Genomic DNA, 26,584 nt, shown 5'->3' on the forward strand with positions numbered 1-26,584 from the left:
AAGCTCAACAATGCGATGCGGCTGACGGCTCTGGACGAGTTGGCCGAGAGGCTGGGCCTGAAGAAGGAGCAGGGCGTTGCCGAAGCGCGCGCCATGTACCCATTGCTCGAGGTCGCGGAAGAGGATCCGGAGGCCGACCGCCGGTTGCTGGAGGCCATTGCCGACTGGTGCGACCGCTATACGCCGCTGGTGGCGTTCGACGGCAAGGACGGCCTGTTTCTGGATATTAGCGGCTGCGCCCATCTCTTCGGCGGGGAAAGACGCTTCTCAAGGATGTGTTGTCGCGGCTTTTTCATATGGGGTTCGATGCGCGCGGGGCGATCTCGTCGTCGCCAGGCCTTTCCTGGGCCGCGTCGCGCTTCGGGCAAGGCGGCGTGATCGAGGACGAGGAAACGGAGCATGTGCTGCTGCCCTTGCCGGTCGCGGCCTTGCGGCTGGAAGGACGAACCGTCGATGCCCTGAAGAAGCTCGGTCTGAAATATGTCGGCGACGTCATCGATGCACCGCGGGCGCCGCTGACCCGCCGGTTCGGCCCGGGGCTGCTTCTGCGTCTCGATCAGGCGCTCGGACGTGAAGAGGAGCCGGTCTCGCCCCGGCGTCCGGTTGCCAGTCTCTCGGCCGAAAGCCGCCTGATCGAGCCGATCGGGACGGAAGAACAGATCCTTGCCGTCACCAGGCAGGTCGCCATGTCGCTGCAGCCGTCGCTGGAGGCGCGAGGCGCCGGCGGGCGGGTGTTCGAACTGGTGCTGTTCCGGGTCGACGGCAGGGTCTTTCGTATCTCCGTCGGCGCTTCGCAGCCGCTTCGCGAACCAAAGTTCATTGCCGGGCTTTTTTCCGAGCGATTGCAGGCGGTCTATGACGATCTCGATGCCGGCTATGGTTTCGAAATCCTGCGGTTGAATGTGTTGCGGCATGATCCCTTCAACGAGGCACAGGCTGATTTCGAGGGCGACCGCCAGGGAGAAATCTCGCTTTCGGCCTTCGTCGATCGGGTCTCGGCCCGGCTTGGCGCGGATTGCCTGCAAAGCTTCCAGCTCCGCGAGAGCCATGTGCCGGAACGCGCCGTCATCACGGTTCCTGTGATGGATAGTCTTCCCAGGCGGAAAGCGGCGCAGGACATCCAACTTCCTTTCCGCCAAGAGCGTCCGCTACGGCTCTTTGCCACGCCGGAGCCGGTCGAAATCATGCTTGCCGAAGTGCCCGATGGCCCGCCGCAGGTTTTCCGCTGGCGGCGCATGCAGCATCAGGTGGCAAGAAGCGAAGGGCCGGAACGGATCGCCATGGAGTGGTGGATCGACGGGGATGACGCCGAGGCGCGTGACTATTTCCGTATCGAGGACGAGACCGGACATCGCTTCTGGATCTATCGTCGCGGTTTCTACGGCCGGGAACTTGATCCCCGCTGGTTCATGCACGGTGTGTTTGCATGAAGAGCGGGTCCGCATTTTTCGAGATCGGCGTGAGAACGAATTTTTCGTTTCTCGAAGGCGCCGCCAGTCCGGAAGAGATGGTCGTGCAGGCCGCTCATCTCCGGCTCGGCGGTCTCGGGATTGCGGACCGGAATTCGGTTGCCGGCGTAGTCAGGGCGCATGCGCAGGCGGAGCAGCTCGAGGAGAGATACAAGAACCGCGATGCGATTATGGCCCAGGCGGAGAAGCAAGGGAAAAAAGAAACGATTCTCCATCCGATCCGGGTTCAGCCGGGCGCCCGCCTCGTCTTTTCCGATGACACGCCTGATATCCTCGCCTACCCACGCAATCGGCGGGGCTGGGCAAATCTCTGCCGTCTTCTCAGCGCCGGCAATCTGAAGGAAGAAGCGGTCAAGGGAAGCTGCATTCTCACGGAAGCGGAGCTGATGGAATGGGGGGACGAGATGATGCTTGCGCTCGTTCCCGATCGCACCCTTATCGATCATCAGGCGGGTCAGTCGACGCTGGAAGATTATCTGGAACGATTTCGCAGACGGTTCCGCAAGGCTTTTTTTATGGCGCTGGCGCCAGCCTATGACGGCCGCGACAGGCAGGTCTTTGCGGTGCTTGCCATGCTTGCGGCACAAAATCGCGTGCCGCTGATTGCGACCAACCAGCCGCTTTATCATCATCCTGAACGCCGGCCGCTTTCGGATGTGGTGATCGCGATCCGGGAGCATATACAGATAGCGCAAGCCGGATTCCTGCTGGCGCCGAATGCCGAGCGCTACCTCAAGGATTCACGTGAAATGGTCCGGATCTTCCGGGACTATCCTGGTGCGATCGAAAATAGCCAGGCCTTCTTCGGCAAGCTGAGCTTTTCGCTGAAGGAATTGGAGCATAATTATCCACCTGAAAACGATCCCGGCGAAACACCGCAGCAGACGCTCGAGAGGCTGACGAGGGCAGGAGCCGCAAGGCGCTATCCCGAGGGTGTTCCGCTCAAGGTGGCGACGCAGATCGATTACGAGTTAAAACTCATCGGCGACAAGAACTACGCTTCCTACTTCCTGACGGTTCACAGGATCATCCAGCACGCCCGTTATGACCTCAAGGTCTTGTGCCAAGGACGCGGATCGGCGGCAAATTCGGTCATCTGCTATTGTCTCGAAATTACGGAAGTCGATCCTCAAAAGAGCACGCTGCTGTTCGACCGTTTCATTTCGATGGATCGCGACGAACCGCCGGATATCGATGTCGATTTCGAGCATGATCGGCGCGAAGAGGTCATCCAGTTCATCTACAGAACCTACAAAAGAGAACATGCCGGGCTGACGGCGGGGGTGACCACCTACCGTACCCGTTCGGCCGGCCGCGAGGTCGCCAAGGCCTTCGGGCTGTCGGAGGATGTCCAGTCGGCGATCAGCAGCCTCATCTGGGGCTGGTCGGAGGATAATCTTTCCGAGAGGGATGCAAAGGCGGCTGGTCTCGATATCAAGGATCCGGTCACCAGGAACGTGCTGAAATATGCCTCCGAGCTTCTCGGCTTTCCGCGCCACCTCACCCAGCATGTCGGCGGCTTCGTCATCACGCGGGACCGGCTCGATGAAGTGGTGCCGATCATGAAGACGGCAATGCCGGATCGCTACATGATCGAATGGGACAAGGACGATCTCGACAATGTCAAGATCCTCAAGGTGGATGTGCTGGCGCTCGGCATGCTGACCTGCTTGCGGAAGGGTTTTTCGCTGCTTGAACTGCATTACGACGTGAAGAAGACGCTCGCAGATCTCGGCAACAGGGAGCATGGAGACGAAGGCAGGCCGGTTTACGAGATGATGGGCCGGGCCGATACGCTTGGCGTCTTCCAGATCGAGAGCCGGGCGCAGATGAGCATGCTGCCGCGTCTTAAGCCGAAGGTATTCTACGACCTCGTCATCGAGGTGGCGATCGTCCGGCCAGGACCGATCCAGGGCGATATGGTACATCCCTATCTGAAGCGCCGGGAGCAGCGGGCCAAGAATATCCCGATCGAATATCCGAGTAAGGAGCTGGAAGCGGTTCTGGAAAGAACCCTCGGCGTGCCGTTGTTCCAGGAGCAGGCGATGCAGATCGCCATCACAGCTGCAGGCTTTGCGCCTGGAGAAGCCGACAAGCTTCGCAGAGCGATGGCGACATTCAAGCGAACCGGCACGATCGGCAATTTCGAGAAGCGGTTCCTCGAGGGAATGGTCTCAAAGGATTATGCCCCGGAATTTGCACAGCAGTGTTTCAACCAGATCAAAGGCTTCGGTGAATATGGTTTCCCTGAAAGCCATGCCGCCTCCTTTGCACTGCTGGTCTATGCCTCCTCATGGCTCAAGGCCTATTATCCCGACGTCTTCTGCGCGGCGATGCTGAATTCCCAGCCCATGGGGTTTTATGCGCCGGCGCAGCTGGTGCGGGATGCACGCGAGCACGGGGTAAAAATCCTGCCGGTCGACATCAACGAATCCGACTGGGACTGCGGTCTGGAAGCGGCCGCTTTCGATCCGAATGCCATCGATTTTCGCCACCATGAGATGCGCGGGGTCATCAAGGCACGGCACGCGGTGCGGCTCGGCTTTCGGCAGATCAAGGGCGTTTCGGATAAAGAGATGGAGCTGCTCATCAGAAATCGAGGCAAAGGCTACAGCTCCGTTCGGGATCTCTGGCTGCGGTCTGGCCTGCAGAAATCCGTCATCGAGCGACTGGCGGATGCGGATGCGTTCCAATCCCTCAAACTATCACGACGCGACGCGCTCTGGGCTGTGCGGGCGCTGGATGTGAAGAGCGCCGCCGAGGAGCTGCCGCTTTTCGAGCAGGCCCGTCATCTCGACCTCCAGATCGAGCCTGCAACGAAGCTGCCTGAAATGCTGCCGGGAGAGCAGGTCATCGAGGATTATCGTTATCTCTCGCTGTCGCTGAAGGCGCATCCGGTCTCCTTCCTGCGCGAGGAATTGCGCAAGGTGGGCGTGACGCGCAATGTCGATCTTTTAAAGGTCGCAAACGGGCATCGGGTGACGATCGCAGGCCTCGTGCTGGTGCGCCAGCGGCCGGGTTCGGCCAAGGGCGTGATCTTCATGACGCTTGAGGACGAGACCGGGGTGGCCAATGCAATCGTCTGGAACAAGATATTCGACACATACCGTTCGGTTGTGATGGGCGCCCGGCTGGTGAAAATCCGCGGCAGGCTGCAAAGCCAGAGCGGTGTGATCCATACCGTCGTCGAGCATATCGAAGACATGACGCCGACGCTCGGTATCCTGCAACGCGAGGCCCGGCGTTTCGGGGTCTGCGAGCGAGCAGACGAAGTGCTGAGACCGGGAGTCGATCAGCGGCAGAAAAAGCTTGCACAAGAGAGGGCGGAGCTGGAAAAACGGATGGCTGCCACAGACAGCAATTCCGGCGCAGCGGAAACCGCTGTGGTGATGCCGCGCGGCCGCAACTTCCATTAATAAATATCGCACCGATCAGGGCCATGCGGTGCGCCTTCATCTGCTTTCTGGCTGCATCCCCCTGGAACCGCTACATAATCACCAGCGATATGCCTGTGGCCCGATTCGGACGCCGCTGTTCTCTGATGCGGGGCTCGAATTTTTTCTTGACAGCCACCATCTTCTTTAGCAGAAAACACGATAGTCAGTGTCATGTTTGGAATGAAGACGTGCTTGTCTGCAGCTGCAATTATATAACCGACAAGGAAATCCGGGAGGTTATCACCAACCTTCTCGACGAAGACTGTTGGCAGCTTATCGTGCCGGCGAAGGTCTATCACGCCATGGAAAAACGCGGTCGTTGCTGTGGCTGCTTTCCAAACGTCGTCGACATCATTGTGCAGACAACCGAGGAGTATCATGCCCGTCGCCACTCGACGGAGGCCGAGATATTTGATTTCATGTCCCGCTTGAAGCAATTCCATGAGGAAAACAGGAGAGCGGACATTGAAAGGCGACAAAAAGGTCATCGAGCGGCTTAACGAGGCGTTGTTCCTCGAGCTCGGGGCGGTCAATCAATATTGGGTTCACTATCGTCTGCTTGAGGACTGGGGCTACACCAAGCTCGCCAAAAAGGAGCGCGCCGAATCCATCGAAGAGATGCATCATGCCGACCGGCTTGTTGCCCGCATCATTTTCCTCGAAGGCCATCCCAATCTGCAGACCCTTGCGCCTCTGCGCATCGGCCAGAACGTCAAGGAAGTGCTGGAAGCCGATCTCGCCGGCGAATACGACGCCCGCGCGGCCTACAAGAAATCGCGCGATATCTGTCACGAGGCCGGTGATTACGTTTCGATGAAGCTCTTCGAAGAGCTGCTGATGGATGAGGAAGGCCATATCGACTTCCTCGAAACGCAGCTCGATCTGCTCGGGAAAATCGGCGAGAGCAAATACGGCCAGCTCAACGCCGATTCCGCCAACGAAGCCGAATAGTATTCGATGACAAGCCGGCCGCCTGGGCGGCCGGTTCCGCATCTGACGGTATCAGCTGCCGACCCGTCCGATCATCCGGTATCGATCAGTCTTCCGACTGCAATGCTGCCAGATGCTGGAATTCGGCCACCACCTGGTCGTAGACGCTGCGCTTGAAGGAAACGATCAGCCCCGGCAATTCCTGCATCGGCTTCCATTCCCAGGAATCGAATTCCGGCTCGTGGCCGCCTGGCGGCGGGTTGATGGCGATCTCGCTGTCGTCGCCGTCGAAGCGGAAGGCGAACCAGCGCTGCGTCTGGCCGCGGAACTTTCCCCTTAGCCCGATACCGATCAGTGCCGGCGGCAGATCATAGTTGATCCAGTCTCTCGCTTCGGCAAGCAAGGTCACCGTCTTGATGCCGGTCTCCTCGTAGAGTTCGCGGTAGGCGGCGTCCAATGGATCCTCGCCCTCGTCGATGCCCCCTTGAGGCATCTGCCAGAGCTGCGGCGAGCCGTCATAATCCGAATTGCCGTCGGGAATGCGTCGTCCAGCCCAGACAAGGCCAGCGCGGTTCAGGATCATTACGCCGACGCAAGGGCGGTAGGGCAGATCCTCGGCTTTCACGGTCGCCTGGCTCATCTTCTTCTCCGTTCAAGGATTTTCTCGGGAATTTCAGGGGTTACGGGGATCGGTGGAAAGGGCGGCGACGCCGACGATCTCGATGCCGCGCATCGCAGCCTCCTCGCTCCATTTGGCGATGGCGTCAACACTCTCATCGAAAGCCGAAGCGACGCCGATTGCCTGGCCGTTCTTGCGGGCAATGCGCTCGAGCTCGTCGAGCTTCTTCAGGACGGCGTTGATATCGAGCTGGCCATCGAGCTGCAGATCGGCGAAGGCATAGGGCAGTTCGGTTCCCTTGGCGACCGCCGCCGTCTTCGACTGCGCCGACGTGCCGTCATCGAGAAACAGCAGGCCACGTTTGCCGATATCGCGCATGACAGGTTCCATGGCGGTGGAATCGGACAGGAAACGTCCGCCGAGATAATTCATGACGCCGGTATAATTGGTGATCTCGCCCATCGCCTTGTGCAGGTTCTCGATATTGCGGGCGGGCGGTTTCGTGGTCAGCAGCGTTTCCGGACCGGGATCATTCGTCGGGTAATCAAACGGCTCGAGCGGCACTTGCAGAAGAATTTCGTGGCCGCCGCGGCGGGCTTCCTGCATCCAGCGCTGCAGGCTGTTGCCGCTTGCGGCAAAGGCAAAGGTGATTTCCTCCGGCAATTCAGCGATGGCGCGCTGCGTTCCGGTCTGGCTGAGCCCGAGGCCGCTGACGACGATGGCGATGCGGACACCGCGCGCGCCGGACGCGGGACGGGCATATTGATCCATCGGCCGCCGGCCATCGGGACCGACGATCGGAAGCCTGCCAAACGGGGTTTGTTCGAGCAGTGCTTCATTCGGCTGGGCCGCCATGCGCGGATCCTGGCCGATCTGCATGGCATCCACCAGCACCGGCCCGCTGCCATCGCGCGGGCGGGGGCTGTATTTGGTGACGACGGAGCCGTCGCCGGTGACCATCTGTTCGACAGTGGCGCCTGAGCGCGGTTCGGCGCGCGGCATGCCGTCCGGCGTCTTTGTGGCGGTTGTCGTCGGTGGCGGAGGCGTATTGGGGGGCGTTGCGGCTCGTTCTGCCGCTGGTGGTTTGGTGCGTTCGAGCCCATCGCCGCGAAACGCCGTATAGAGGGAAAAGCCGCCTATCGCGAAAAGACAAAGACTGGCGGCGATGCGGCCCAGGCGCAAAACACCCGGCCGCCGGCTGCCGGTTTTGCGGTTGCCGCCCAAAGGCGCATGCAGGTCCGTTCCCAATTTTTCGCCCGCTCCAAAACCGGGAAACAGCAGAAAGGGTCAAGGCCGGGCAACTCGCCCGGCCTTGAGGTGATCATTACTTGGCGACGACGGCTTTGTCAGGGTTTGGCGGGAAGGCCGGATCGGTCTTCTTGCCGCGCAGCAGATCGAGCGCGTAGTTCAGCTGAACGTCGTCCTTCGGGTCCGGCGGCACATAGGCAACCGAGCCCGAACCTTCGTCCGTCTCGCTCTGGCCCTTGATATGGCCGCGCAGACTGGATTCGCCTTCGGTCACCATCTTGCCCTGCAGTTCCTGCGGCAGCGGCTCCTCGACCTTGATGTCGGGGGTGATGCCGGTGCCTTGGATCGAGCGGCCCGACGGCGTGTAATAGAGCGCCGTGGTCAGGCGCAGCGCGCCGTTTTCGCCGAGCGGGATGATCGTCTGGACGGAGCCCTTGCCGAAAGAGCGTGTGCCGAGAACGGTGGCGCGGCGCAGATCCTGAAGAGCGCCGGCGACGATTTCCGATGCGGAAGCCGAACCGCCGTTGATCAGCACGATAACCGGCTTGCCATCCGTCAGGTCGCCCGGACCGGCATTGAAGCGGCGGGTTTCATCGGGATTGCGGCCGCGCGTCGAAACGACTTCGCCACGCTCCAGCAGGGCATCGGAGACATTGATCGCCTGGTCGAGCAGGCCGCCCGGATTGAGCCGCAGGTCGAGGACATAACCTTTCAGCTTGTCGGCCGGAACGGTGTCCTTGATCTTCTTGATCGCCTTTTCCATATCAGGATAGGTCTTCTCGGTGAAGGAGATGATGCGGAGATAACCGACATCGTCCTCGACACGCGACTTGACGGCCTGGACGGCGACGACGTCACGGACGATCGTCAGCTCGATCGGCTTGTCGGCGCCCTTGCGGATCAGCGTCAGCTTGATCGGTGTGTTGACGGCGCCGCGCATCTTCTCAACGGCGTCTTCCAGCTTCAGGCCGCGCACGGACTGGCCGTCGATCTCGGAGATATAATCGCCGGCGAGAACACCGGCCTTGGCGGCGGGCGTATCGTCGATCGGGGTGATGACCTTGACGAGGTCGTCTTCCATGGTGACTTCGATGCCGAGGCCGCCGAACTCACCCTTCGTCTGGGTGCGCATGTCCTCGGCGTCCTTCGCATTCATATAGCTCGAATGCGGATCCAGCGAGGAGAGCATGCCGTTGATGGCGTTCTCGATCAGCTTGTCTTCAGCCGGCGGCGTCACGTATTGGGCGCGCACTCGCTCGAAGACATCGCCGAACACCGAGAGTTCCTTGTACGTCGAGGATCCGGCCGCTTCTGCCGGCGCACCCGCCGAGTAAATGACGCTCATTGCGGTCGCACCCATCAATGCGCCGACCAGAACAAAAGAAGCCCTACGAATCATTGCGTGCCTTTCCAGTGTCTTTGGCGGTCCACCATGGTCGGGAATCGACCGGTTTACCGTCCTTTCGAAATTCAATGTAAAGCGTTGGCCGGTCCGTTGCCAGCGCCAATGCAGTTGCGCTTGCCACTCTTTTCGCACCCATCACGGCGAGCGGCTCGCCGGAGAAAACGAACTTTCCCTGACGGGTATTGATCGTATCCATTCCCGAGAGAACCAAGTGGTACCCATCGCCGGTGTCGAGGATGATCATCTGGCCGTAACTGCGGAAAGCGCCGGCGAAAACCACCAGCCCATCCGCAGGCGCCGTCACCACCGTCTCCGGATTGGTGGCGACCGTCATTCCCATGGCCTCGTGCCCGGTGCCGTCGGCATCGCCGAACTGGCGCAGGATATCGCCCGCGACGGGCACCTCCAATTTCGCCTTCAATTCTCCGAAGGGATATGCGGGCGCAATGCGGTTTTTATCGGGCACGCCGCTGTCGGCCAAGGCCTTGGCCTGGGCGCGCTGCTCGTCCGTCATCAGCTTGCGGTTCTCCTCCGCCTGGCGGGCAGCGGCAGCAGCGTCGCGCACCGAAGCGATCTCGGATTCCATAGAGGCGACAAGGCCTTCAAGGCTGGTCGCCTTGCCCGCCAGCTCCTCGGAGCGTTTTCTCTCGGCGGTGAGTTCGGTGGCATTGCTGCGGCTGAGCTTGTCGTTTTCGGCAAGCAGCAGGTCCATGCGCCGCTCTTCCTCGATACCGTTCGTCATCGTCGCGGTCAGGCCGGCCTTCTCGGCGGTACTTGCGGTCTGCAATGCGGCGAGGCTTGCAAGGTCTCCGGCAAGCTTGTCAGTCTCCTTGCGGATACCGGGCACGACGGCGCCGAGCAGGATGGCGCTGCGCACCGAGGCGAGCGCGTCATCAGGGGTGACGAGCAAAGCGGGCGGTGGGTTGCGGCCCATGCGCTGGAGGGCTGCCAGCACCTCGGCCAGGAGGCCGCGGCGCTCGTGCAGGGAGCGGCGGATGCCATCCTCCTTGACGCCGAGATCGGCAAGCTTCTTCTCGCTTGCCAGGATCTGCTTGTCGAGCGCCTTGCGGCGGGCCGCGGACTCGATCAGTGCCTGGCGGATGCTTTGCGCGCTCTTTTCCAGATCGGCGATGCTCTGTTTAAGCGCACTCACCTTGTCGGAGGAGAGGCTGATCGTTTTCGACAGGGTTTCGAGTTCGGTACGGGTCTGATCCCGTTTGGCGGCCAGTTCGGCGGCCGGATCGGGAGGCGCCGGCTCACCTGCCGGCTGCGGTGCCGATTGTGCTGCCTCGGGGGCGGCATCTTGCGCCAGGACGATGAAGGGATTTGCCGACACGGCAATCACCGCCACGCCGACCCCGGCTGCGATAGCCGGCAGGATCATGCGGTATCGCCTGGTTGCTTCTCTCGTCATGCGTGTTGGGGCACTTTCTCAAAACGCGTGCAGACTAAGCTGATTTGGCACGCTTTGCCAGAAAGTTTGAAGCATAACAGCCGGCTGACAGAACACGGCTGCGTGACAATGCGAATTGCCGAGCGGCGGGGAATCAGACGCGGTGATAGGGGTGGCCGGACAGGATGGTCACGGCGCGATAAAGCTGTTCGGCGATCAGCGTGCGCACGAGTTGATGCGGCCAGGTCATCTTGCCCAGGCAAAGCGTGGTGTCGGCACGGTCGTAGAGGGATGGATCGAGGCCGTCGGCGCCGCCGATGGCAATGGTCAGCTCGCGTTTGCCCTGGTCGCGATAGGAGCCGAGCAGGTTTGCGAAGGCTTCGCTGTCAAGCGCCTTGCCGCGTTCGTCGAGAAGGATGAGGATGCTGCCATCGGCAAGCGATTTCAACAGCAGCGCCGCTTCCTCGCGCTTGCGGGTTTCCCCGTTGGAAGCACGGCTTTCGGCAACTTCGGCAATACGGGACAGTTCGAGGCCGACGGCAGGGCCGGCCTTGGCGAAACGGTCGAAATAACGGGCCGCAAGATCCTTTTCGGGGCCGGATTTCAGCCGTCCCACCGCAAAAAGACCAACTCGCATTCATCCGCTCCTGCTGATGCGGCACATCTTGCGCACAAGGCGTCACCGGCCGGCTTCTGATGTTTTCCGGCCAGTCAATGCCACGTTTCAGGCGTCGGGCAGAATGCCGGACCGCCTGTCAGTGCCGTGTTTCTTCATCCATATCCGGAGCCGCCCACATCTTTTCGATGTTGTAGAATTCGCGGATTTCGGGACGGAACACGTGCACGATAATGTCACCGGTGTCGATCAGGACCCAATCGCCGCCTTCCTGACCTTCGACGCGGGCCGTACCGAGGCCGTCGTCCTTCAGGTCGGTGAGCAGATGATCCGAGATCGCCATGACATGCCTGCTCGAGCGGCCGGAGACGACGATCATGTAGTCTCCCAGCGCCGATTTTCCGGCAATGTCGATGGTGACGATATCTTCAGCTTTGGAGTCCTCGAGGCTGGCGAGGACGGTTTCTAGGGCGCGGGCGGCGGCATCGGCGCCACGTTCCGCACTCTTCGGGATAACGGCGAACGTTTTTCCCTTGGCGTGTACTGTTGTCAGTGCTTTCCCTTTCCTGGAATGACAAACCATGCACAACACAGATCCGATCGAGACCGGACCATGGTTAAGATAGGCATCAAACCACTAATGTTTCAAGACGCGCTAAGATACAGAACGGTCGAAAATCCGATCTGGCGTCCGAATTGAAGAATATTGCCGCTCGGGCTGCTTGTGCGGCCGGTGTACAGTTTCCGTACCACGGCGTAAAGTGCGGCAAATTTCACGATTTCACGATTCGATGACCGATCCAGCCGCAAAAACCCTCGTGCCCGTCCTGCGAATCAGCTTCCCGGATGAGGATCGGCTCGGCCATGGGAAGATGGAGCTGCTGGAGCATATCCGCCAGACCGGATCGATCTCGGCGGCGGGGCGGGCGATGGACATGTCCTATCGCCGCGCATGGCTGCTGGTCAGCGAGATGAACCGGATGTTCTGCGAGCAGGTGGTGGAGCCGCAGCGCGGCGGGCAGAAGGGCGGTGGCGCAGCGCTGACGCCGTTCGGCGAGGAATTGCTCGAGCGTTTCCGCCGGATGGAAAAAACGATGCGCACGAGCCTTGCCGGCGATCTCGCCTGGCTCGAGGCCAAGCGCAACCTGCAGCAGCGACACGGCTGATCAGGCCTCCAGGGCCACGGTCTTGACGACGGCGAAGACGACACTTCCCGGTTGGAGATCGAGACGCTCGCAGGAGAGTGTGGTGATGCGGGAAAGAATGATATCGCCGCCGCAATCAAGCCGGATTTCCACCGTTCCGTCCTCGTCCGACGATATCGCCGCGATCCTGCCTTCGAGAATGTTCAGCGCGCTGAGGCCCTCGGGTCTGGTGGTCGCCAGCATGACGTCGCGGGACGGAATGCGGATGCGCACCGGTCTGCCTGAAGTAAGGGCCCCACTGGGGATATGCAGCCGGCAGGATTTCAGGGCGACCACCGACAGGCGGTGCAGCGCATCGAAGCTTTCGACCGTGCCTTCCAGCAGCGCACCCGCCTCGCGCCGGTCGGAGGCGGTGGAAAAGCGGCTCAATATGTCGACGGCCGGGCCGGTCGCTTCCACCTTGCCGTCGCGCATGACGACGACCTGGTTTGCCAGCCGCGCCACCTCGGCGATCGAATGGCTGACATAGACGATCGGGATTTCCGTCTCGTCGCGCAGCCGCTCCAGATAGGGCAGGATCTCGGCCTTGCGCGCCTCGTCGAGGGCGGCGAGCGGCTCATCCATGAGAAGCAGGCGGGGCGCGGAGAGAAGGGCGCGGCCGATGGCGACACGCTGCTTCTCACCGCCGGAAAGTTTTGCGGGGCTGCGTTCCAGCAGCGGCTCGATACCGAGCAGGTCGACGATGTGATCGAAGCTTTCACCGCGTGCCGTTCGGGCCGCGAACCAGTGGCCATAGGCGAGATTGGCCCGAACGCTGAGATGCGGGAAAAGCCGGGCCTCCTGGAAGACATAACCGAAGCGGCGGCGATGTTTCGGGACGAAGATGCCGGTTGCTGTTTCGGTCAGGGGCTCGCCGTCGAGGACGACGCGGCCTTCGTCCGGGCGGGCGAGGCCGGCGATGATGCGGATCATCGAGGTCTTGCCGGAGCCGGAGCGGCCGAACAGCGCGGTGACGCCGCGTTCGGAGGTGAAGGCGGCGTCGAGCGAAAAGGTGCCGAGCCTCTGTTTTGCCTCGACGATCAGCGTCATTCCGGGTCGATCCTTTGGCCGGCGAGACGGGCGAGGAATTCGGAGGCGAGCAGCGCGGCCATGGAAATGACGATGGCGACGATTGTCAGGCGCAGTGCGCCGGCATCGCCGCCCGGCACCTGGGTGAAGGTGTATATCGCTGCGGACAGCGTCTGGGTTTCGCCCGGGATGTTGGAAACGAAAGTGATCGTCGCGCCGAATTCACCCATTGCCTTGGCGAAGGAAAGGATCATGCCGGTGATGATGCCGGGCAAGGTCAGCGGCAGGGTGATCGTTAAAAACACCCAGGCGGGACCGGCGCCGAGCGTTCCGGCCACTTCTTCGAGCTTGCGGTCGACCGCCTCGATCGACAGGCGGATGCTGCGCACCATCAGCGGAAAGGCCATGATGGCGCAGGCGAGCGCCGCACCCGTCCAGCGGAAAGAAAAGACGATGCCGAAATACTGGTCGAGCAGGCTGCCGATCGGACCACGGCGGCCGAACAGGATGAGGAGAAGGAAACCGGTGACGACAGGGGGCAGGATCAGCGGCAGGTGAACGATGCCGTTCAACACCGACTTGCCCCAGAAGCGACCGCGAGCAAGCAGCAGGGCGACGAGGATGCCGAAGGGCAGGCTCGCCAGCATGGCGACAATAGAGACACGCAGGCTGAGCAGGATCGCCGTCCATTCCTCATTGCTCAGGCCCAATATATTCAAATGCAGCTATCTCCAAGATCGAAGGCTCGCTCAGGCGAGCCTCAGTTTGACGACAAATCTCGCTCCTTCTCCGACGTCATCCTCGGCCTTGTGCCGGGCAGATGCTCGGGACAAGCCCGAGCATGACGAAAGAGGAGTTGCCGACTTTGAACCTATGTGAGCCTTCACGCTAAGCTGTCACTGTTGATTCCGCAATCAATTCAGCCCATCATTTCAGGACAGTAAAACCCTGCGCCGTGAAGAAGGCGGCTGTCTTGTCGGATTTCAGGAAGTCGAGATAGGCTGTTGCGTCCGGATTCTTGCTCTCGGCAAGTATGGCGATCGGGTAGATGATCGGCGGATGCGAATCGGCCGGGAAGGTGCCGACGATGGCCACACCCTTATCGGCCGCGGCGTCCGTCTGGTAGACGATGCCGTAAGGCGCTTCGCCGCGGGAGACGAGGGCGAGAGCAGCACGGACGCTTTCGGCGCCGGCGACCTTGGTTTCCACCGATTTCCAGACGCCGAGTTTTTCCAGCGCGGCCATGGCGTATTTGCCGGCCGGAACCGATTTCGGCTCACCCATGGCAAGCTTGTCGTCGCCCAGGAGCCCGGCAAGATCGAAGCCCTGCTTGATCTCGACCGGTTTTGCCTTGTCCTTTTCGGCAACGAGCACGATGCTGTTGCCGAGCAGGTTGGAACGGGTGTCGACCTTGATGAGGTTTTTCTTGGCGACGTAGTCCATCCAGTCGAGGTCGGCCGAGATGAAGATATCGGCGGGAGCGGCGTTTTCGATCTGCTTGGCGAGCGCCCCGCTTGCCGCATAGGAGGCAACGGCCTCCTTGCCGCTCTCCTTGGTCCAGGCGGCATTGACGGCGTCGAGCGCATCCTTGAGGCTCGCCGCCGCAAAGACGGTGAGCTTTTCGGCCGCGCCGGCGGGCGCTGGAAGCGCTGCTGCGCCAAACCAAAGCGCGGCGAGCGCGACGGTTGCCAGTTTCATCCATCGGCGGCGGTCTTGCATAAATCATTCTCCAAGGTTCGAAATATTGCGACGAATATAACGGGTAGCGCGCCTTGGCTAGGGATATATCCGGAAAAATATAGCGCACCGGCCGTCTCGTTCGTAGGAACCCAATGCTTCAAACATTCGGCGAGTGCATGGCTTGGACGCAAAATGGGATCTATAGAGCCGGAATATCCAGGCTGCACTTTTGTAAACTTCAAGAATTCTCCGGCGGCAGAACCATGCTCCGTTGATTCCGCCGATAAAAACGGCAGCGCCAAAGCGGCCTATTCGGACAGGATTGCAGTTGGTGCATTGCTGCAATGCACCAATCGATATTCACCTTCGTGCGGAATATGATAAAACACGAGCATCGAAGCGGCGACCTCCTCCTCCCATAGCCGCTCGATAGGGTCGACAACACTCCTCCTCCCAGTTGTCGATCGAGTTTATAAGCCCGACGGATCCTCCCCCGTCGGGCTTTCTCGTTTTCGAACCTTCCTTGAAATTTATTCGGCTTGGCCGTGCGACGAGCCGTTGCGGATTGCCGTCGAGCTCAGGCCGGAGCGCGGCCCGTGGATGAAGGTCCAGGCCGGGGCCTGCTTCTTCCAGAGAATACGGGCATCATCTTCGTCGACACGGGCGAAATCGAAGGTCCGCGTCATTTTCGAGGAGAGGTAGGAGAGCGTCGCGCCCGGCCGGTCGATCACGGCGATCGGGAAGGTGCGGACAATTTCCTGCCATTTCTGCCATTTGTGAAAGGTCTGCAGGCCGTCGGCGCCCATGACCCAGATGAAATGCACATGCGGATTGCGGGCCTTGACGCGGGCGAGCGTATTGGCGGTGTAGCTGACGCCGAGTGTCTGTTCGAAGGCGGTGACCTTGACGCGCGGATCGGCGGCAACACGTTCACTTTCGGCAATACGCTCGGTAAGCGGTGCCAGCTGGTTGCGGCTCTTCAGCGGATTTCCGGGGGTAACCATCCACCAGAGCTGGTCGAGGCCGAGCCGCTTGATGGCGATCTCGGCAACGAGCGCGTGGCCCTGGTGCGGCGGATTGAACGAACCGCCGAACAGACCGACGACCATGCCGCGCTCGCTGTGCGGCATGCGGAGATAATGCCGGTCCAAACTCTCCGCCGTCACGTCAGGGCCGCGTCTGTCCGGCGCCGTGCACCCGATATTTGAAGGAGGTGAGCTGTTCGACACCGACGGGGCCGCGAGCGTGCATCTTGCCGGTGGCAATGCCGATCTCCGCACCCATGCCGAACTCGCCGCCATCGGCAAACTGGGTCGAGGCATTGTGCAGCAGGATCGCCGAATCGACTTCGGTGAAGAAACGCGCGACGACGTGGGGATCCTCGGCGATCACCGCCTCGGTGTGGTTCGAGGAATAGGTCTGGATATGGGCGATCGCGCCCGATATGCCGTCGACGACGGCAACCGAAATGATCGCGTCGAGATATTCGGTCGACCAGTCCTCTTCCGTTGCGGGCTTCAGGCCGGGGGCGACCTTCAGCACGGTTGGCGAAGCGCGGACCTCGCAGCCGGCATCGATGAGAACCTCGAGCAGCGGCGTCAGATGCGTGCCGATCGCCGCACCGTCGACGAGCAGGGTTTCGGCCGCGCCGCAGATACCGGTGCGGCGCATCTTGGCATTGACGACGATCTTCTTCGCCATCTCGATATCGGCCGAGCCATCGACATAGATATGGCAGAGGCCTTCGAGATGGGCAAAAACCGGCACCCGGGCCTCGTTCTGCACGCGGGCGACCAGGCTCTTGCCGCCGCGCGGCACGATGACGTCGATTGCCCCGTCCAAACCGCGCAACATGGCGCCGACGGCGGCGCGGTCGGTGACCGGGACGAGTTGGATAGCATGCTCTGGAAGTCCTGCCGCCTTCAGACCTTCGACAAGGCAGGCATGGATCGCCTGCGATGAACGGCGCGAATCCGAGCCACAGCGCAGGATGACTGAATTGCCCGCCTTGAGGCAGAGGGCGCCGGCATCAGCCGTGACGTTCGGCCGGCTTTCGAAGATGACGCCGATGACGCCGAGCGGCGTGCGGACGCGCTCGATCTGCAGGCCGTTCGGCCGGTCCCAGGCGGCGATGACTTCGCCGACCGGGTCGGCAAGGGCGGCGATGGCGCGGAGCCCCTCGGCCATCTCGGCGACGCGTTTGTTGTTCAGCGTCAGCCGGTCGACGAAGGAGGCAAGCGTCTCGGTGCCTTCGATGTCCTGCAAATCCTTGACGTTCTCGGCAAGAATCTCAGCCTTGTTGGCCAGGATTGCATCGGCCATGGCGTTCAGCGCCCTGTTCTTCGCCTCGGCGGACGCAAAGCTCAGCGGTCGTGCGGCAGCCTTTGCCTTGCGGCCGATGTCATTCATCAGCGCGTCAATGTCAGGGCTTGGCGCAACGGTATCAAGCATAGCTCGCGTCCTTCTTCTGCCTTTCCGATTTCGAACCGACCTGTGCGGTCATCACCATGTCGTCACGATGGACCATGGCCGCGCGGCCGGGATAACCGAGAATGGCCTCGATCTCCGCCGACTTGCGGCCGGCAATCCGGCGGGCGTCCTCGGCGTCGTAGCTGACCAGGCCGCGGGCGATCTCGCGGCCGGCGGGGCCGATGATCGCCACCGGATCGCCGCGGCTGAACAGGCCGGTAACGCTGCGCACGCCGGCGGGAAGCAGGCTCTTGCCGGCCCCGAGTGCGGTGACGGCGCCGTCATCGACATGCAGTTCGCCGGCCGGCTGCAGCTGTCCGGCGATCCAGGTCTTGCGGGCGGTCACCGGTGTGCCGGACGGCGCGAACCAGGAGGAACGCGCGCCGTTTTCGATCGCCGACAGCGGGCTGTCGGTCTTGCCGGAGGCGATGATCATGGCGCAGCCCGATGTCGTCGCTATCTTGCCGGCATCGATCTTGGTGCGCATGCCGCCACGCGAGAGCTCGGAGGCTGCGCCGCCGGCCATCGCCTCGATCTCCGGGGTGATTTCGGAAATCGTCTCCAGGAAGGTGGCGTTCGGGTCGAGATGCGGCGGCGCGGTATAGAGGCCGTCAATATCGGAAAGAAGGATGAGCAGGTCGGCGCCGGTCATCGTCGCGACGCGGGCGGCCAGGCGGTCGTTGTCGCCATAGCGGATTTCGCTGGTGGCGACCGTGTCGTTTTCGTTGATGATCGGCACGGCGCCGATTTTCAGAAGCTGATTGATGGTAGCCCGCGCATTGAGATAGCGGCGGCGCTCCTCGGTATCGCCAAGCGTCAGCAGGATCTGGCCGGCGACGATCTCGCCGCGCGACAGGCTCTCCGACCAGGCGCGCGCCAAGGCGATCTGGCCGACGGCGGCAGCGGCCTGGCTTTCCTCCAGTTTCAGCGCACCCGAGGGCAGGTCGAGCACCGAGCGGCCGAGCGCGATTGCGCCTGATGACACGACGAGCACATCGATGCCTTTGGCCTTCAGGCCTGAGATATCGGCGCACATGGCGTCGAGCCAGGCCTTCTTCAGCCCGGCCTTTCGGTCGACGAGCAGGGCCGAGCCGATCTTGATGACGACGCGGCGATAGCGGCCAAGCGGCTTACGGCTGGTCATCGGCTCCATCCTCGCCAACGTCCTCAGCCTCATCGGTGACAACAATGTCGCGATGGCGCTGCTTCAGCACCTTGGCCGGCTTTTCCTCGGCATTTTCCTCGACGATGATGTCGCGCAGCGCGCGCAGCACCTCGGTCATGCCCTTGCCGGTGACGGCCGAAATCTGGAACGGCGTCTTGCCGCAGGCCTTGGCCAATTCCTTGGTCTTCTTCTTCAGTTCGGCCTCGTCGAGCACGTCGATCTGCGACAGCGCCACGATCTCCGGCTTGTCCGTCAACTCGTTGCCATAGGCTTCGAGCTCGTGCTTCACCGTCTTATACGCCTTGCCGACCTTTTCCTCCTGGGCGGAGACGAGGTGCAGCAGCACGCGGGTGCGCTCGACATGGCCGAGGAACCGGTCGCCGATGCCGACACCCTCATGGGCGCCTTCGATCAGGCCCGGAATGTCGGCCAGAATGAATTCCCGTTCGTCGATGGTGGCGACGCCGAGATTGGGATGCAGCGTGGTGAAGGGGTAGTTGGCGATCTTCGGCCTGGCGCGAGTGACGGATGCAAGGAAGGTCGACTTACCGGCATTTGGCATGCCGACGAGGCCGGCATCGGCAATCAGCTTCAGCCGCAGCCAGAGGGTCTTTTCCTCGCCGGGCAGGCCGGGATTGGCCCAATCCGGCGCCTGGTTGGTCGAGGTCTTGAAATGAGCGTTTCCGAAGCCGCCATTGCCGCCATGGGCGAGGCAATAACGCTGGCCTTCGACGGTGAGATCGCAGATCAGCGTTTCCCGGTCTTCCTCGAAGATCTGGGTTCCCACGGGAACCTTCAGCGTCACGTCGCTGCCATTGGCGCCGGTGCGGTTTCTGCCCATGCCATGGGTACCGATCGTCGCCTTGAAATGCTGCTGAAAGCGGAAATCGATCAGCGTGTTGAGGCCGTTGACGGTCTCGACCCAGACATCGCCGCCACGTCCGCCATCGCCGCCATCCGGGCCGCCGAACTCGATGAATTTCTCGCGCCGGAAGGAAACACTGCCCCCGCCGCCGTCTCCGGATCGAATATAGACCTTTGCTTCGTCGAGAAATTTCATTTTACTTCCAGTATCCGGTGGCAGTTGGACGGCCCGTCTTGGCCCATTCGATATAGGCGGTTCCGACGGAGGTCAAAGATTATCGTGAATTTTGCGAGCTATAACATACAGTACGGCTTTGGTCTCGACGGCAGGTACGATCTCACGCGCATTGCCCGGAGCCTTGAGGGCGCCGATGTCATTGCGCTGCAGGAGGTGACCCGCGGCTTCTCGCGCAACGGTTTTGCCGACACGGTGGCCGACATTGCAGCCGTGTTTCCCGACCATTTCTGGGTGTATGGACCGGCCTGCGACATGTTTGTCGAGGTTGATGAAGGCAGGCGCCAGCGGGTGCCGGGCACGCGCTTCCAGTTCGGCAACATGGTTTTGTCGCGCTGGCCGATCCTTTCGACCCGAACGCTGCTTCTGCCGCGCAGCCGGACGGTCGGCAAGATCAACCTGCAGCGCGGCGCAACCGAGGCGGTGATCGCGGCACCCGGCGGGGCGATCCGCGTCTATTCCGTCCATCTCGACCACGTCTCTCCAGACGAGCGCATCGCCCAACTGCAATTCCTGAACGCCCGTATCAACGCTTTCGTTCAGGAGGGTGGATCGCTGACCGGGGGCGGCGAATTCGATCTGCCGGAGCCGCCGCTGCCGGAGGATTACGTCATCATGGGCGATTTCAACATGGAGCCGGAATCGCCGGAATATTGCGCCTTTGCCCGCGCCGTCGGCGGATATTACGGCCGTATCGCCAGGATCGGCACGCCGGTCGACGCCTTTGCGGCGCTCAAGGCCTACCGCCCGGAGAGCTACAGCTGGATGAATCCCGAGGATCACGGCGAACGCATGCATCTCGATTATTGCTTCGTCAGTTGCGGCCTCGAGGGCCGGTTGAAATCCGCCCGGATCGATACGCAATCCGTTGGCTCCGATCATTTCCCGCTATGGGTCGAGATCGGCAATTGACGGAGACGCCGCCGCGGGGCGGCGACATCTCCTTTTTGATTAAGCCACCTTGCGCGGCTGCAGCATGCCCGGCTGCAGCACGGTTTCGATGTGCGAGACCATGGTGTTGCGGGCGAAACAATAGATTTCGCCGCAACCCGTCATGCGGAAACCGAGCTTCTCCTGCAAGCGCAGCGAAGCCGGGTTGTCGGAGAAGACGCCTGAATGGATCGGCGTCTCCGGCATGCGGCGCGAAAAGCGCTCGATGATCGCCGCCACCGCCTCGCTCATATAACCGCGCCGCCAGTAGTAGCGGTTCAGCCAGTAACCGAGGTGCCAGCGGCCATGCCGCAGCTCGATGGCGACGTTACCGATATGGACATCGTCCTTGCCGGTGATCGCCAGCGGCCAGTCCGGCAGGGCGCCTGATGTGACCGGGACCAGCCAATCCAGCGCATCCTGCCGGTCGAACGGCGCGGGTACGCGGGACAGCATGCGCGTGACGGCGAAATCGGACAGCGATTCCGCAATCGATGGCGCATCGCTCAGCCTGTGAGGGCGGAGCGTCAGCCGGGCGGTCGAGATGACAGGCGCGGGGCCTGGCATCATCGGCTTGGTCTCCGGCCTTTGCAGCGCGGTCGTGCTCATGCGATGTTCCCCCAGCTTCTGAGGGACATCCAGGTCTTGCGGTCGAGCCTGTACCATTCCACAGGCACGTTGCTGCCGAGCGCCAGCGAGGCGGCGAGCCCCGAACCCTGGAACTGGAAGCCGCACTTCTGAATGACGCGGCGCGAGGCGACGTTCATCACCCGGCAACGGGCGTCGATCTGATCGACGTCCTGACGGGTCCTGAACACCATATCGACCAGGGCATGGCAGGCCTCGGTCGTATAACCCTTGTTCCAATAGGGCTCGCCCAGCCAGTAACCAATCTCGACGGTTCTGCCGTCGGCATGCGGCTCGACGCCGCAGCAGCCGACGAAGGCGCCGTTTTCGGCTTTGGTGATCGCATAGACGCACTTGCCAATTTCGCCATTTTTCGTGCGACGCACGAAGTCAGCAGCATCATCGGCGGTATAGGGGTGCGGCATACGCGATACCATGGTGGCGACTTTGGCGTTGTTGGCGAGATGGGCAAGGGCGTCGATGTCTTCTTCGTGGGGCGCGCGCATGACGAGCCTTTCCGATAACAAGACAGGGCAATCGGTCCTTAACCGTTCCGGCCTCAGCCGTTCTTCGGAAGACACCTGGTCTTCCCGGGGCGACCGTGATTGGTCTACCCTTAACAATTCGCCTTGCATGGTTCAGTCCTCCTGTTTGGACAAAGAAAAAGGGGAGATGGCGCCCCATCTCCCCTGTTTTCTAGACTGAACCTGATACGGACAGCCGGGTCGATGAGACGCCGGCTGTTTTTGAGCGCTACCGGCTTATTCCGCTGCTTCCGCTTTCGGCATGACAGACACGTAGACGCGACCGTTGGCCTTGGTTCGGTAGTTCACATTGCCGGCGGTAAGCGCAAAAATCGTGTGATCCTTGCCGAGGCCGACGTTGGAACCCGGATGCCACTCAGTACCGCGCTGACGCACGATGATATTGCCTGCGATGACGGCTTCGCCGCCGAACTTCTTCACGCCAAGGCGCTTGGACTGAGAATCGCGACCGTTGCGCGATGAACCGCCAGCTTTTTTGTGTGCCATTGGAGTTCTCCTTTAAACCCTGTCCCGTTGATCTTACTTGGCAGCCACGATGTCCGTGATACGGACGACCGTGTGATGCTGACGATGGCCGCGCGAACGCTTCGAATTCTGACGACGGCGCTTCTTGAAGGCGATGACCTTCTTGCCGCGGTTCTGTTCGACGACTTCTGCCTTGACAGAGGCGCCGGTTACGAAGGGCGCACCGATCGCAGCGTCGGCGCCTTCGCCGATCACGAGCACTTCGGTGAATTCAATGGAATCGCCAGCGGTGGCTTCCAGCTTTTCGATGGTCAGCACGTCGTTGGCTGCCACACGGTACTGTTTACCGCCGGTCTTGATGACTGCGAACATTTTTTATCCTTTCATGTTCGTTCCAGCTCTCCCCGCTGCTTCAGCAGGGTGGCCGTCTTTTTATCAGTCGAAGTTAAGCAGGGATTTCAGAGGCTAATCCTCGAATTCGTCCTGCCGATGAAGCCCCGCGCGAGCGCGGGACGGCCGAGGCACGGATTACTCCGAACCTAGTGCGCAGCCGAGATACGCGAGTGACAAAAAGGTGTCAAGGCAAAAGGATGGAATGCTTCGACTTTTCGGCTTGCCAACCTGTCATAGGCCCGTTATGAGAACGCCCGCGCCGAACAAGCGCCGACCAGACCGCGGAGAGGTGGCAGAGTGGTCGAATGCACCGCACTCGAAATGCGGCATACCTGCAAGGGTATCGTGGGTTCAAATCCCACCCTCTCCGCCATAAGTTCCCGGGCGTCAACGCCAGCAATTTTTGAACGTCGGCATAGCTGGTGTCACTGGCCCAGCACCTTCTTCACCCAGGCTCCAACCTCATCGCCGCTGCTCATATCTGCCTGCACCAGCCCGTCGATCGTGAAGGTCGGCGAGACGTGGATGCCGTTTTGCCGGGCGTATTTGCAGTGCCATTTGATCTCCCGGTCGAGATTCGGGATTGCGAAGGCGTCCTTCAGCTTGATGCCGCTGTAGCCTTCCAGGCGCTCGATGATCTGGTTCGGTGTCACGTCCATGTTCGCGCCGCCGGCATGACGCTCGAATTCGAATTCCTCGCGATGCGCGGCGATGGCGGCCATCACCTTCCTGGCGGTGTCTTTGCCGCCTTCCAGCGTCGAGGCGGCGATGATGCAGCGGACGAGGACGCCGGAATACATGTGCCACGGCTGCGACTGCAGGCGGATCTTGACGGTGATCTTGTCTTCGCCAGCCTGGCTGAGCAGCGCATCGAGCTTGTTGAAGGCTCTGACCGAATAGGGGCAGGTCGGCTCCAGGAAGATTTCGAAGATACGCGGTCCGGTTCCCCAGGTGAGCGGGTCGGCCTGCCACTGGGCGCCTGTCATGGAATTCCTCTCCGAAAGATAAGCTATCCCGAGCGACTTAGGTCAGCAGGCTCCAGAAGCCATGCTTCTTGCCGTGCCGACGCTTCAGGTCTGTGACATAGGCGTCATGGGATTTGGCGTTGCCGAAGTCGTCGATATGAGGGGCAAAGGATGCGCAGTCGGCAAGATGCCTCGCCGCGTATTTATAGCGGCTGGACCGGCCGCTATCGAGAGTGAAATCGATCATGGAGCGCAAGACGAAGGTTGCTGCGAGCGGATGTTTCTCCGCCAGAACCTCGGCAGCCGGCGGCATCAGCTCATAGAGATCGCCGTCCAGTTCCGCCTTCCGCCTGATCACCAGTTTCGCTGCCTCGGCAGGTGCCGGCCAATTCAGGAAAAACGCCAGTGCCCGGTGAATATCCGGGAAAGCCTGGGCATGGACGAATGCCTTCTCTTCGGCTTCGAGATCGTCGAAATCCGGCAGTCGCTTGAGGAAGGCCTTGAGATGCTGGTGATGCAGCGATTGCTCGAAACACGTCCATCGATAGGCCTGCGCCTCGTCCGCGCGCCCCAGGGCCTCAAGCGTCGCGATGTGAGCCAGCTGCCATTCGAGCGGGATATCGGCCAAGCTTCTCGTATCGACCTCACCCAACACCGCAAGCGCTTCTTTCGCCCGCCCGGCGGTGAGCAGACGATCGGCGATTTCGGCCGCTACAATCGGCGTGCTGCGTGTTTCCGCGGGTTGCTGAGCGATGTAGGCATCGACATCCCCCTGGGCATCGGCAATCTCCTGCAGGGCAATGCGCACCGTCAATTCCCGGCTCGTGGCGTAGATCTCATCCTCGTAAACCGAGCCTGCGCTGCCCCAGCCGATGACCTCGCGCTTGTCCTTCGCCGGTTTGTCTTCCGGTTCCTTGGCCCATTGGACAAGAAGATCTTTCAAGCGATCGAGGCCATCATGACCGAGGGCTGGCGTCATCGCTGCAATCAGGTTTTCGTACAGACCGTAGCCATCGTCCTGCACGGCTCTGAACACCTTGTCGGCCAGGACGTCGATCTCGATCTTTGCGGATGCCGCGATGGCGCCGGCATCCTCGCAAGCCTGCCGAAAGCTTTGGATGAGCGACTCGCTGCCGGCGTTGGATCTCTCGAAAATCGAATCCGCCAGGGCGAGGAACTGCCAGATCAGCTCGAAGGCCTCCTCGGGATTATCGGCGGCAACGCTCTCCGTGATCGTCTTGCGCTGGGTTTCCAGGTCGCTCTTCAGCGCCTTCACTTTGTGCCAGTTGATGAAGGTGCGAGCCCGGGCAATGCTGGCAAGCCGCTTTCGCACCTCCCGTGCGATCTCGACGCTGCCGTGATTGCCGGCAAGCTCCATTCGAAGCCGTCGCTTGTGGGCGGCGCTGCCCGTACTGATTTCGATCAGCAGTTCGGCAAGGCGCTGCGCGCCGAGAGGTTCGAGATTCTTCGCATTGAGTGTTGTCTTGGCTGCCATCGGTCATCGCTGTCGTTTCTGCGATGACCCTATCCCGGAGGCGCTGCGAGGCCAAGGTCTGGAAGTGTGTGCAAGGGGATAATCCCTTGGTACCTAGGTATTATCTAAAAACTAACGCTGCCTCGTAACGACTCCTAAAGCCGGTTTTGGCACCTTGTTGGCTGTCGAATATTGCTTCCAAATTTTCCGCTGGGGTTAATCATGAGTCATAATAGAGACGCCTGGGTCAGCCAGCGCGCTTATTCATTGTGGGAAGCAGAAGGCAGGCCGGATGGGCGTGGGGAAAGTCATTGGGCGCAGGCGCTGAGGGAGTTCGAGCAGCTGGAGCTGACGAAGGCCTCGCCGGATGGAAACGATCTCATCGAGAAGCTGAAGGCAGCTGGGCGGCTGATGCGGATCTTTGACGAGGCGGATCCCGCCGTCGACAACGATCGGCAGCTGAAAGCGGTCCGTTAGGCCGTATTACAATTTCCCGGGTTGCCGAAATATTCAGCGGCATTCCAGGCGGACGATCGGTCAGACGTCTTGCCACTTCAATGAAGCCGGCATCGAGGAATACCGAAAGCGTTGCCGAGATCGGCCACCCTCAAGGCGTGGACTTGGTTGACATCGCCCGTCACCATCCGTGACGCGCGACCCTTCCCAAATCTACTGGCGGGCGGCCCAGCCGAGGCCGCGGCGCAGGATGAGGGGCATATAGGGATGGTCGAATTCGGCGGCGACATGGCCGAGAGCGGAATAGAAGATGCGGCCGGCGCCGAAATGGCGCTTGAAGACGACGGGCATCACGACATTGCGGGCTGCCGGATCGTATGCGCCGGTGAAGGTGGTGGTCGCCAGGATTTCGACTGTCGGATCATAGTGCAGATAATATTGCTCCGAACGGTAGTCGAAATCGGGAATGCCCTCCATGACCGGATCGTCCTGGCGGGTGACCGCAACGCGGAAGTCGATGATATTGCCGGGATGGGCGACCCAAGTGACGCCGGAGACATAGCGGAAAGGGGCGCTTTCCTTGAAGGATGTGGCGAGCGCGCCGTGATGGCCGGCAAGCCCGAGCCCGCCGCGCACCGCCTCGACCAAGGCGCTCGCATGGGTTTTTTCGAGCGTTTCGCCGGTGATGATCGGCACCAGCAGATCGAGCTTCGCCAGCGTCGGAGACCCGAATATGCCGAGATCGCCGGTGACCTCGATCGCAAAATCGTCCTCGCGCAGCAGGTCGGCGACGATATGAGCGCATTGCTCCGGCTCATGGCCCTGCCAGCCGCCCCAAACGACCAATGCCTTCCTCATTCGCGCTCTCCCTGGCTGATGGCCGCGGACGTTGATCATCACATGGCGGTGCAAGCCCCTTAGATCGGGCACTTATGCAAATCACGCGAATAATTCTGAATGCCGCCGGTCTGGCGCAAATCGCACGG

At 61.3% G+C, this 26,584-nt stretch carries 26 protein-coding genes, 1 tRNA gene and 1 pseudogene; 8 read left to right on the top strand and 20 right to left on the bottom strand.

Annotation, left to right across the window (positions count from 1 at the left end):
• The first annotated feature begins 15 nt into the window (after positions 1-15).
• The 4 genes and pseudogenes from HJB84_RS05050 to bfr all read left to right on the top strand — a co-directional run bounded on the left by HJB84_RS05050 (position 16) and on the right by bfr (position 5,857).
• A pseudogene (locus HJB84_RS05050) lies at positions 16-1,430 on the top strand (Y-family DNA polymerase).
• The gene (locus HJB84_RS05055; protein ID WP_207582278.1) at positions 1,427-4,885 is read left to right on the top strand and encodes an error-prone DNA polymerase; all 3,459 of its coding nucleotides are present in this window, start codon (positions 1,427-1,429) and stop codon (positions 4,883-4,885) included. Before HJB84_RS05050 ends, HJB84_RS05055 begins: the two are co-directional and overlap by 4 nt.
• A 122-nt stretch (positions 4,886-5,007) precedes the next feature.
• Positions 5,008-5,406 (top strand): (2Fe-2S)-binding protein, encoded by a 399-nt coding sequence (locus tag HJB84_RS33465; RefSeq protein ID WP_246762769.1) that lies wholly within the window; start codon positions 5,008-5,010, stop codon positions 5,404-5,406.
• Positions 5,372-5,857, top strand: coding sequence for a bacterioferritin (gene bfr, locus HJB84_RS05065; RefSeq protein WP_003589587.1), 486 nt, complete (start codon positions 5,372-5,374; stop codon positions 5,855-5,857). Before HJB84_RS33465 ends, bfr begins: the two co-directional genes overlap by 35 nt.
• A gap of 85 nt (positions 5,858-5,942) precedes the next feature.
• Here the strand turns inward: bfr and HJB84_RS05070 are convergent, their stop codons facing one another.
• The 6 genes from HJB84_RS05070 to rsfS form a co-directional block, all read right to left on the bottom strand.
• Positions 5,943-6,476 carry an RNA pyrophosphohydrolase gene (locus HJB84_RS05070; protein ID WP_221115403.1) on the bottom strand — a complete coding sequence of 178 codons (534 nt, stop codon included), beginning with the start codon at positions 6,474-6,476 and terminating at the stop codon, positions 5,943-5,945.
• Positions 6,477-6,509: 33 nt separating this feature from the next.
• A complete protein-coding gene (locus HJB84_RS05075; protein WP_207582275.1) occupies positions 6,510-7,703 on the bottom strand; it encodes a divergent polysaccharide deacetylase family protein in 1,194 nt (397 codons plus the stop codon).
• Positions 7,704-7,779: 76 nt separating this feature from the next.
• Positions 7,780-9,102: a S41 family peptidase gene (locus HJB84_RS05080; protein ID WP_207582274.1), complete on the bottom strand. Its 1,323-nt coding sequence runs from the start codon at positions 9,100-9,102 to the stop codon at positions 7,780-7,782.
• A complete protein-coding gene (locus tag HJB84_RS05085; RefSeq protein ID WP_221115404.1) occupies positions 9,092-10,492 on the bottom strand; it encodes a murein hydrolase activator EnvC in 1,401 nt (466 codons plus the stop codon). Before HJB84_RS05085 ends, HJB84_RS05080 begins: the two co-directional genes overlap by 11 nt.
• Positions 10,493-10,655: 163 nt before the next feature.
• A complete protein-coding gene (gene rlmH / locus HJB84_RS05090) occupies positions 10,656-11,138 on the bottom strand; it encodes a 23S rRNA (pseudouridine(1915)-N(3))-methyltransferase RlmH (protein ID WP_207582272.1) in 483 nt (160 codons plus the stop codon).
• Between the two features lie 118 nt (positions 11,139-11,256).
• Positions 11,257-11,700: a ribosome silencing factor gene (rsfS, locus tag HJB84_RS05095; protein WP_007632221.1), complete on the bottom strand. Its 444-nt coding sequence runs from the start codon at positions 11,698-11,700 to the stop codon at positions 11,257-11,259.
• Positions 11,701-11,908: 208 nt separating this feature from the next.
• On the opposite strand from rsfS, the gene HJB84_RS05100 reads away from it, so the two are divergent.
• Positions 11,909-12,283: a winged helix-turn-helix domain-containing protein gene (locus HJB84_RS05100; RefSeq protein ID WP_221115405.1), complete on the top strand. Its 375-nt coding sequence runs from the start codon at positions 11,909-11,911 to the stop codon at positions 12,281-12,283.
• Here HJB84_RS05100 and modC read toward each other — a convergent pair whose 3' ends face one another.
• From modC to obgE, 7 genes are all read right to left on the bottom strand, one after another.
• Positions 12,284-13,351 (bottom strand): molybdenum ABC transporter ATP-binding protein, encoded by a 1,068-nt coding sequence (gene modC / locus HJB84_RS05105; protein ID WP_221115406.1) that lies wholly within the window; start codon positions 13,349-13,351, stop codon positions 12,284-12,286. It abuts the gene before it with no gap.
• A complete protein-coding gene (gene modB, locus HJB84_RS05110) occupies positions 13,348-14,049 on the bottom strand; it encodes a molybdate ABC transporter permease subunit (protein WP_221115407.1) in 702 nt (233 codons plus the stop codon). Before modB ends, modC begins: the two co-directional genes overlap by 4 nt.
• Positions 14,050-14,257: 208 nt before the next feature.
• A complete protein-coding gene (gene modA, locus HJB84_RS05115) occupies positions 14,258-15,049 on the bottom strand; it encodes a molybdate ABC transporter substrate-binding protein (protein ID WP_221115408.1) in 792 nt (263 codons plus the stop codon).
• 491 nt (positions 15,050-15,540) lie between these two features.
• Positions 15,541-16,140 carry a nicotinate-nucleotide adenylyltransferase gene (locus HJB84_RS05120; protein ID WP_246762703.1) on the bottom strand — a complete coding sequence of 200 codons (600 nt, stop codon included), beginning with the start codon at positions 16,138-16,140 and terminating at the stop codon, positions 15,541-15,543.
• A gap of 37 nt (positions 16,141-16,177) precedes the next feature.
• Entirely contained in the window at positions 16,178-17,461 is a 1,284-nt protein-coding gene (locus HJB84_RS05125; RefSeq protein ID WP_207582266.1) for a glutamate-5-semialdehyde dehydrogenase, read from the bottom strand.
• Positions 17,454-18,623: a glutamate 5-kinase gene (proB, locus tag HJB84_RS05130; RefSeq protein ID WP_207582265.1), complete on the bottom strand. Its 1,170-nt coding sequence runs from the start codon at positions 18,621-18,623 to the stop codon at positions 17,454-17,456. Before proB ends, HJB84_RS05125 begins: the two co-directional genes overlap by 8 nt.
• Complete coding sequence (obgE, locus tag HJB84_RS05135) at positions 18,610-19,704, bottom strand: GTPase ObgE (RefSeq protein ID WP_207582264.1); 1,095 nt, start codon at positions 19,702-19,704, stop codon at positions 18,610-18,612. Before obgE ends, proB begins: the two co-directional genes overlap by 14 nt.
• Positions 19,705-19,788: 84 nt before the next feature.
• Between obgE and HJB84_RS05140 the strand changes: the two genes are divergently transcribed.
• Positions 19,789-20,655, top strand: a complete 867-nt coding sequence (locus HJB84_RS05140) for an endonuclease/exonuclease/phosphatase family protein (RefSeq protein WP_221115409.1) — start codon at positions 19,789-19,791, stop codon at positions 20,653-20,655.
• A 39-nt stretch (positions 20,656-20,694) separates the two neighbouring features.
• Here the strand turns inward: HJB84_RS05140 and HJB84_RS05145 are convergent, their stop codons facing one another.
• From HJB84_RS05145 to rplU, 4 genes are all read right to left on the bottom strand, one after another.
• A complete protein-coding gene (locus HJB84_RS05145) occupies positions 20,695-21,282 on the bottom strand; it encodes a GNAT family N-acetyltransferase (protein ID WP_207582262.1) in 588 nt (195 codons plus the stop codon).
• Positions 21,279-21,935 (bottom strand): GNAT family N-acetyltransferase, encoded by a 657-nt coding sequence (locus HJB84_RS05150; protein WP_007632239.1) that lies wholly within the window; start codon positions 21,933-21,935, stop codon positions 21,279-21,281. Before HJB84_RS05150 ends, HJB84_RS05145 begins: the two co-directional genes overlap by 4 nt.
• Positions 21,936-22,061: 126 nt before the next feature.
• Positions 22,062-22,331 carry a 50S ribosomal protein L27 gene (gene rpmA, locus HJB84_RS05155; protein ID WP_003543909.1) on the bottom strand — a complete coding sequence of 90 codons (270 nt, stop codon included), beginning with the start codon at positions 22,329-22,331 and terminating at the stop codon, positions 22,062-22,064.
• Positions 22,332-22,364: 33 nt separating this feature from the next.
• Positions 22,365-22,682: a 50S ribosomal protein L21 gene (gene rplU, locus HJB84_RS05160; RefSeq protein ID WP_003543907.1), complete on the bottom strand. Its 318-nt coding sequence runs from the start codon at positions 22,680-22,682 to the stop codon at positions 22,365-22,367.
• 304 nt (positions 22,683-22,986) lie between these two features.
• Here rplU and HJB84_RS05165 point away from each other — a divergent pair.
• Positions 22,987-23,076: transfer RNA gene (locus HJB84_RS05165), tRNA-Ser, on the top strand.
• 52 nt (positions 23,077-23,128) lie between these two features.
• Here the strand turns inward: HJB84_RS05165 and HJB84_RS05170 are convergent.
• Both HJB84_RS05170 and HJB84_RS05175 read right to left on the bottom strand, forming a co-directional pair.
• Positions 23,129-23,689, bottom strand: a complete 561-nt coding sequence (locus tag HJB84_RS05170) for a thioredoxin domain-containing protein (RefSeq protein ID WP_221115410.1) — start codon at positions 23,687-23,689, stop codon at positions 23,129-23,131.
• A gap of 37 nt (positions 23,690-23,726) precedes the next feature.
• A complete protein-coding gene (locus HJB84_RS05175) occupies positions 23,727-25,163 on the bottom strand; it encodes a DUF6880 family protein (protein WP_207582261.1) in 1,437 nt (478 codons plus the stop codon).
• A 201-nt stretch (positions 25,164-25,364) separates the two neighbouring features.
• Between HJB84_RS05175 and HJB84_RS05180 the strand changes: the two genes are divergently transcribed.
• The gene (locus HJB84_RS05180) at positions 25,365-25,619 is read left to right on the top strand and encodes a DUF2934 domain-containing protein (protein ID WP_207582260.1); all 255 of its coding nucleotides are present in this window, start codon (positions 25,365-25,367) and stop codon (positions 25,617-25,619) included.
• 192 nt (positions 25,620-25,811) lie between these two features.
• Here the strand turns inward: HJB84_RS05180 and HJB84_RS05185 are convergent, their stop codons facing one another.
• A complete protein-coding gene (locus tag HJB84_RS05185) occupies positions 25,812-26,456 on the bottom strand; it encodes a ThuA domain-containing protein (RefSeq protein WP_207582259.1) in 645 nt (214 codons plus the stop codon).
• Positions 26,457-26,584 lie beyond the last annotated feature (128 nt).

The organism is Rhizobium sp. NZLR1b, assembly GCF_019685155.1.
In the GTDB taxonomy this organism is placed as follows: domain Bacteria; phylum Pseudomonadota; class Alphaproteobacteria; order Rhizobiales; family Rhizobiaceae; genus Rhizobium.

Coding starts and splice junctions, on each gene's coding strand:
- HJB84_RS05080 (WP_207582274.1), bottom strand. CDS start 9,102: ATGATTCGTAGGGCTTCTTTTGTTCTGGTCGGCGCATTGATGGGTGCG.
- rlmH (WP_207582272.1), bottom strand. CDS start 11,138: ATGCGAGTTGGTCTTTTTGCGGTGGGACGGCTGAAATCCGGCCCCGAA.
- modC (WP_221115406.1), bottom strand. CDS start 13,351: ATGACGCTGATCGTCGAGGCAAAACAGAGGCTCGGCACCTTTTCGCTC.
- HJB84_RS05120 (WP_246762703.1), bottom strand. CDS start 16,140: ATGCCGCACAGCGAGCGCGGCATGGTCGTCGGTCTGTTCGGCGGTTCG.
- HJB84_RS05170 (WP_221115410.1), bottom strand. CDS start 23,689: ATGACAGGCGCCCAGTGGCAGGCCGACCCGCTCACCTGGGGAACCGGA.
- HJB84_RS05180 (WP_207582260.1), top strand. CDS start 25,365: ATGAGTCATAATAGAGACGCCTGGGTCAGCCAGCGCGCTTATTCATTG.
- HJB84_RS05185 (WP_207582259.1), bottom strand. CDS start 26,456: ATGAGGAAGGCATTGGTCGTTTGGGGCGGCTGGCAGGGCCATGAGCCG.
- modA (WP_221115408.1), bottom strand. CDS start 15,049: ATGCAAGACCGCCGCCGATGGATGAAACTGGCAACCGTCGCGCTCGCC.
- proB (WP_207582265.1), bottom strand. CDS start 18,623: ATGACCAGCCGTAAGCCGCTTGGCCGCTATCGCCGCGTCGTCATCAAG.
- HJB84_RS05055 (WP_207582278.1), top strand. CDS start 1,427: ATGAAGAGCGGGTCCGCATTTTTCGAGATCGGCGTGAGAACGAATTTT.
- HJB84_RS05100 (WP_221115405.1), top strand. CDS start 11,909: ATGACCGATCCAGCCGCAAAAACCCTCGTGCCCGTCCTGCGAATCAGC.
- rpmA (WP_003543909.1), bottom strand. CDS start 22,331: ATGGCACACAAAAAAGCTGGCGGTTCATCGCGCAACGGTCGCGATTCT.
- HJB84_RS05175 (WP_207582261.1), bottom strand. CDS start 25,163: ATGGCAGCCAAGACAACACTCAATGCGAAGAATCTCGAACCTCTCGGC.
- obgE (WP_207582264.1), bottom strand. CDS start 19,704: ATGAAATTTCTCGACGAAGCAAAGGTCTATATTCGATCCGGAGACGGC.
- HJB84_RS05070 (WP_221115403.1), bottom strand. CDS start 6,476: ATGAGCCAGGCGACCGTGAAAGCCGAGGATCTGCCCTACCGCCCTTGC.
- HJB84_RS05150 (WP_007632239.1), bottom strand. CDS start 21,935: ATGCAAGGCGAATTGTTAAGGGTAGACCAATCACGGTCGCCCCGGGAA.
- HJB84_RS05085 (WP_221115404.1), bottom strand. CDS start 10,492: ATGATCCTGCCGGCTATCGCAGCCGGGGTCGGCGTGGCGGTGATTGCC.
- rsfS (WP_007632221.1), bottom strand. CDS start 11,700: ATGGTTTGTCATTCCAGGAAAGGGAAAGCACTGACAACAGTACACGCC.
- HJB84_RS05145 (WP_207582262.1), bottom strand. CDS start 21,282: ATGAGCACGACCGCGCTGCAAAGGCCGGAGACCAAGCCGATGATGCCA.
- rplU (WP_003543907.1), bottom strand. CDS start 22,682: ATGTTCGCAGTCATCAAGACCGGCGGTAAACAGTACCGTGTGGCAGCC.
- HJB84_RS05125 (WP_207582266.1), bottom strand. CDS start 17,461: ATGCTTGATACCGTTGCGCCAAGCCCTGACATTGACGCGCTGATGAAT.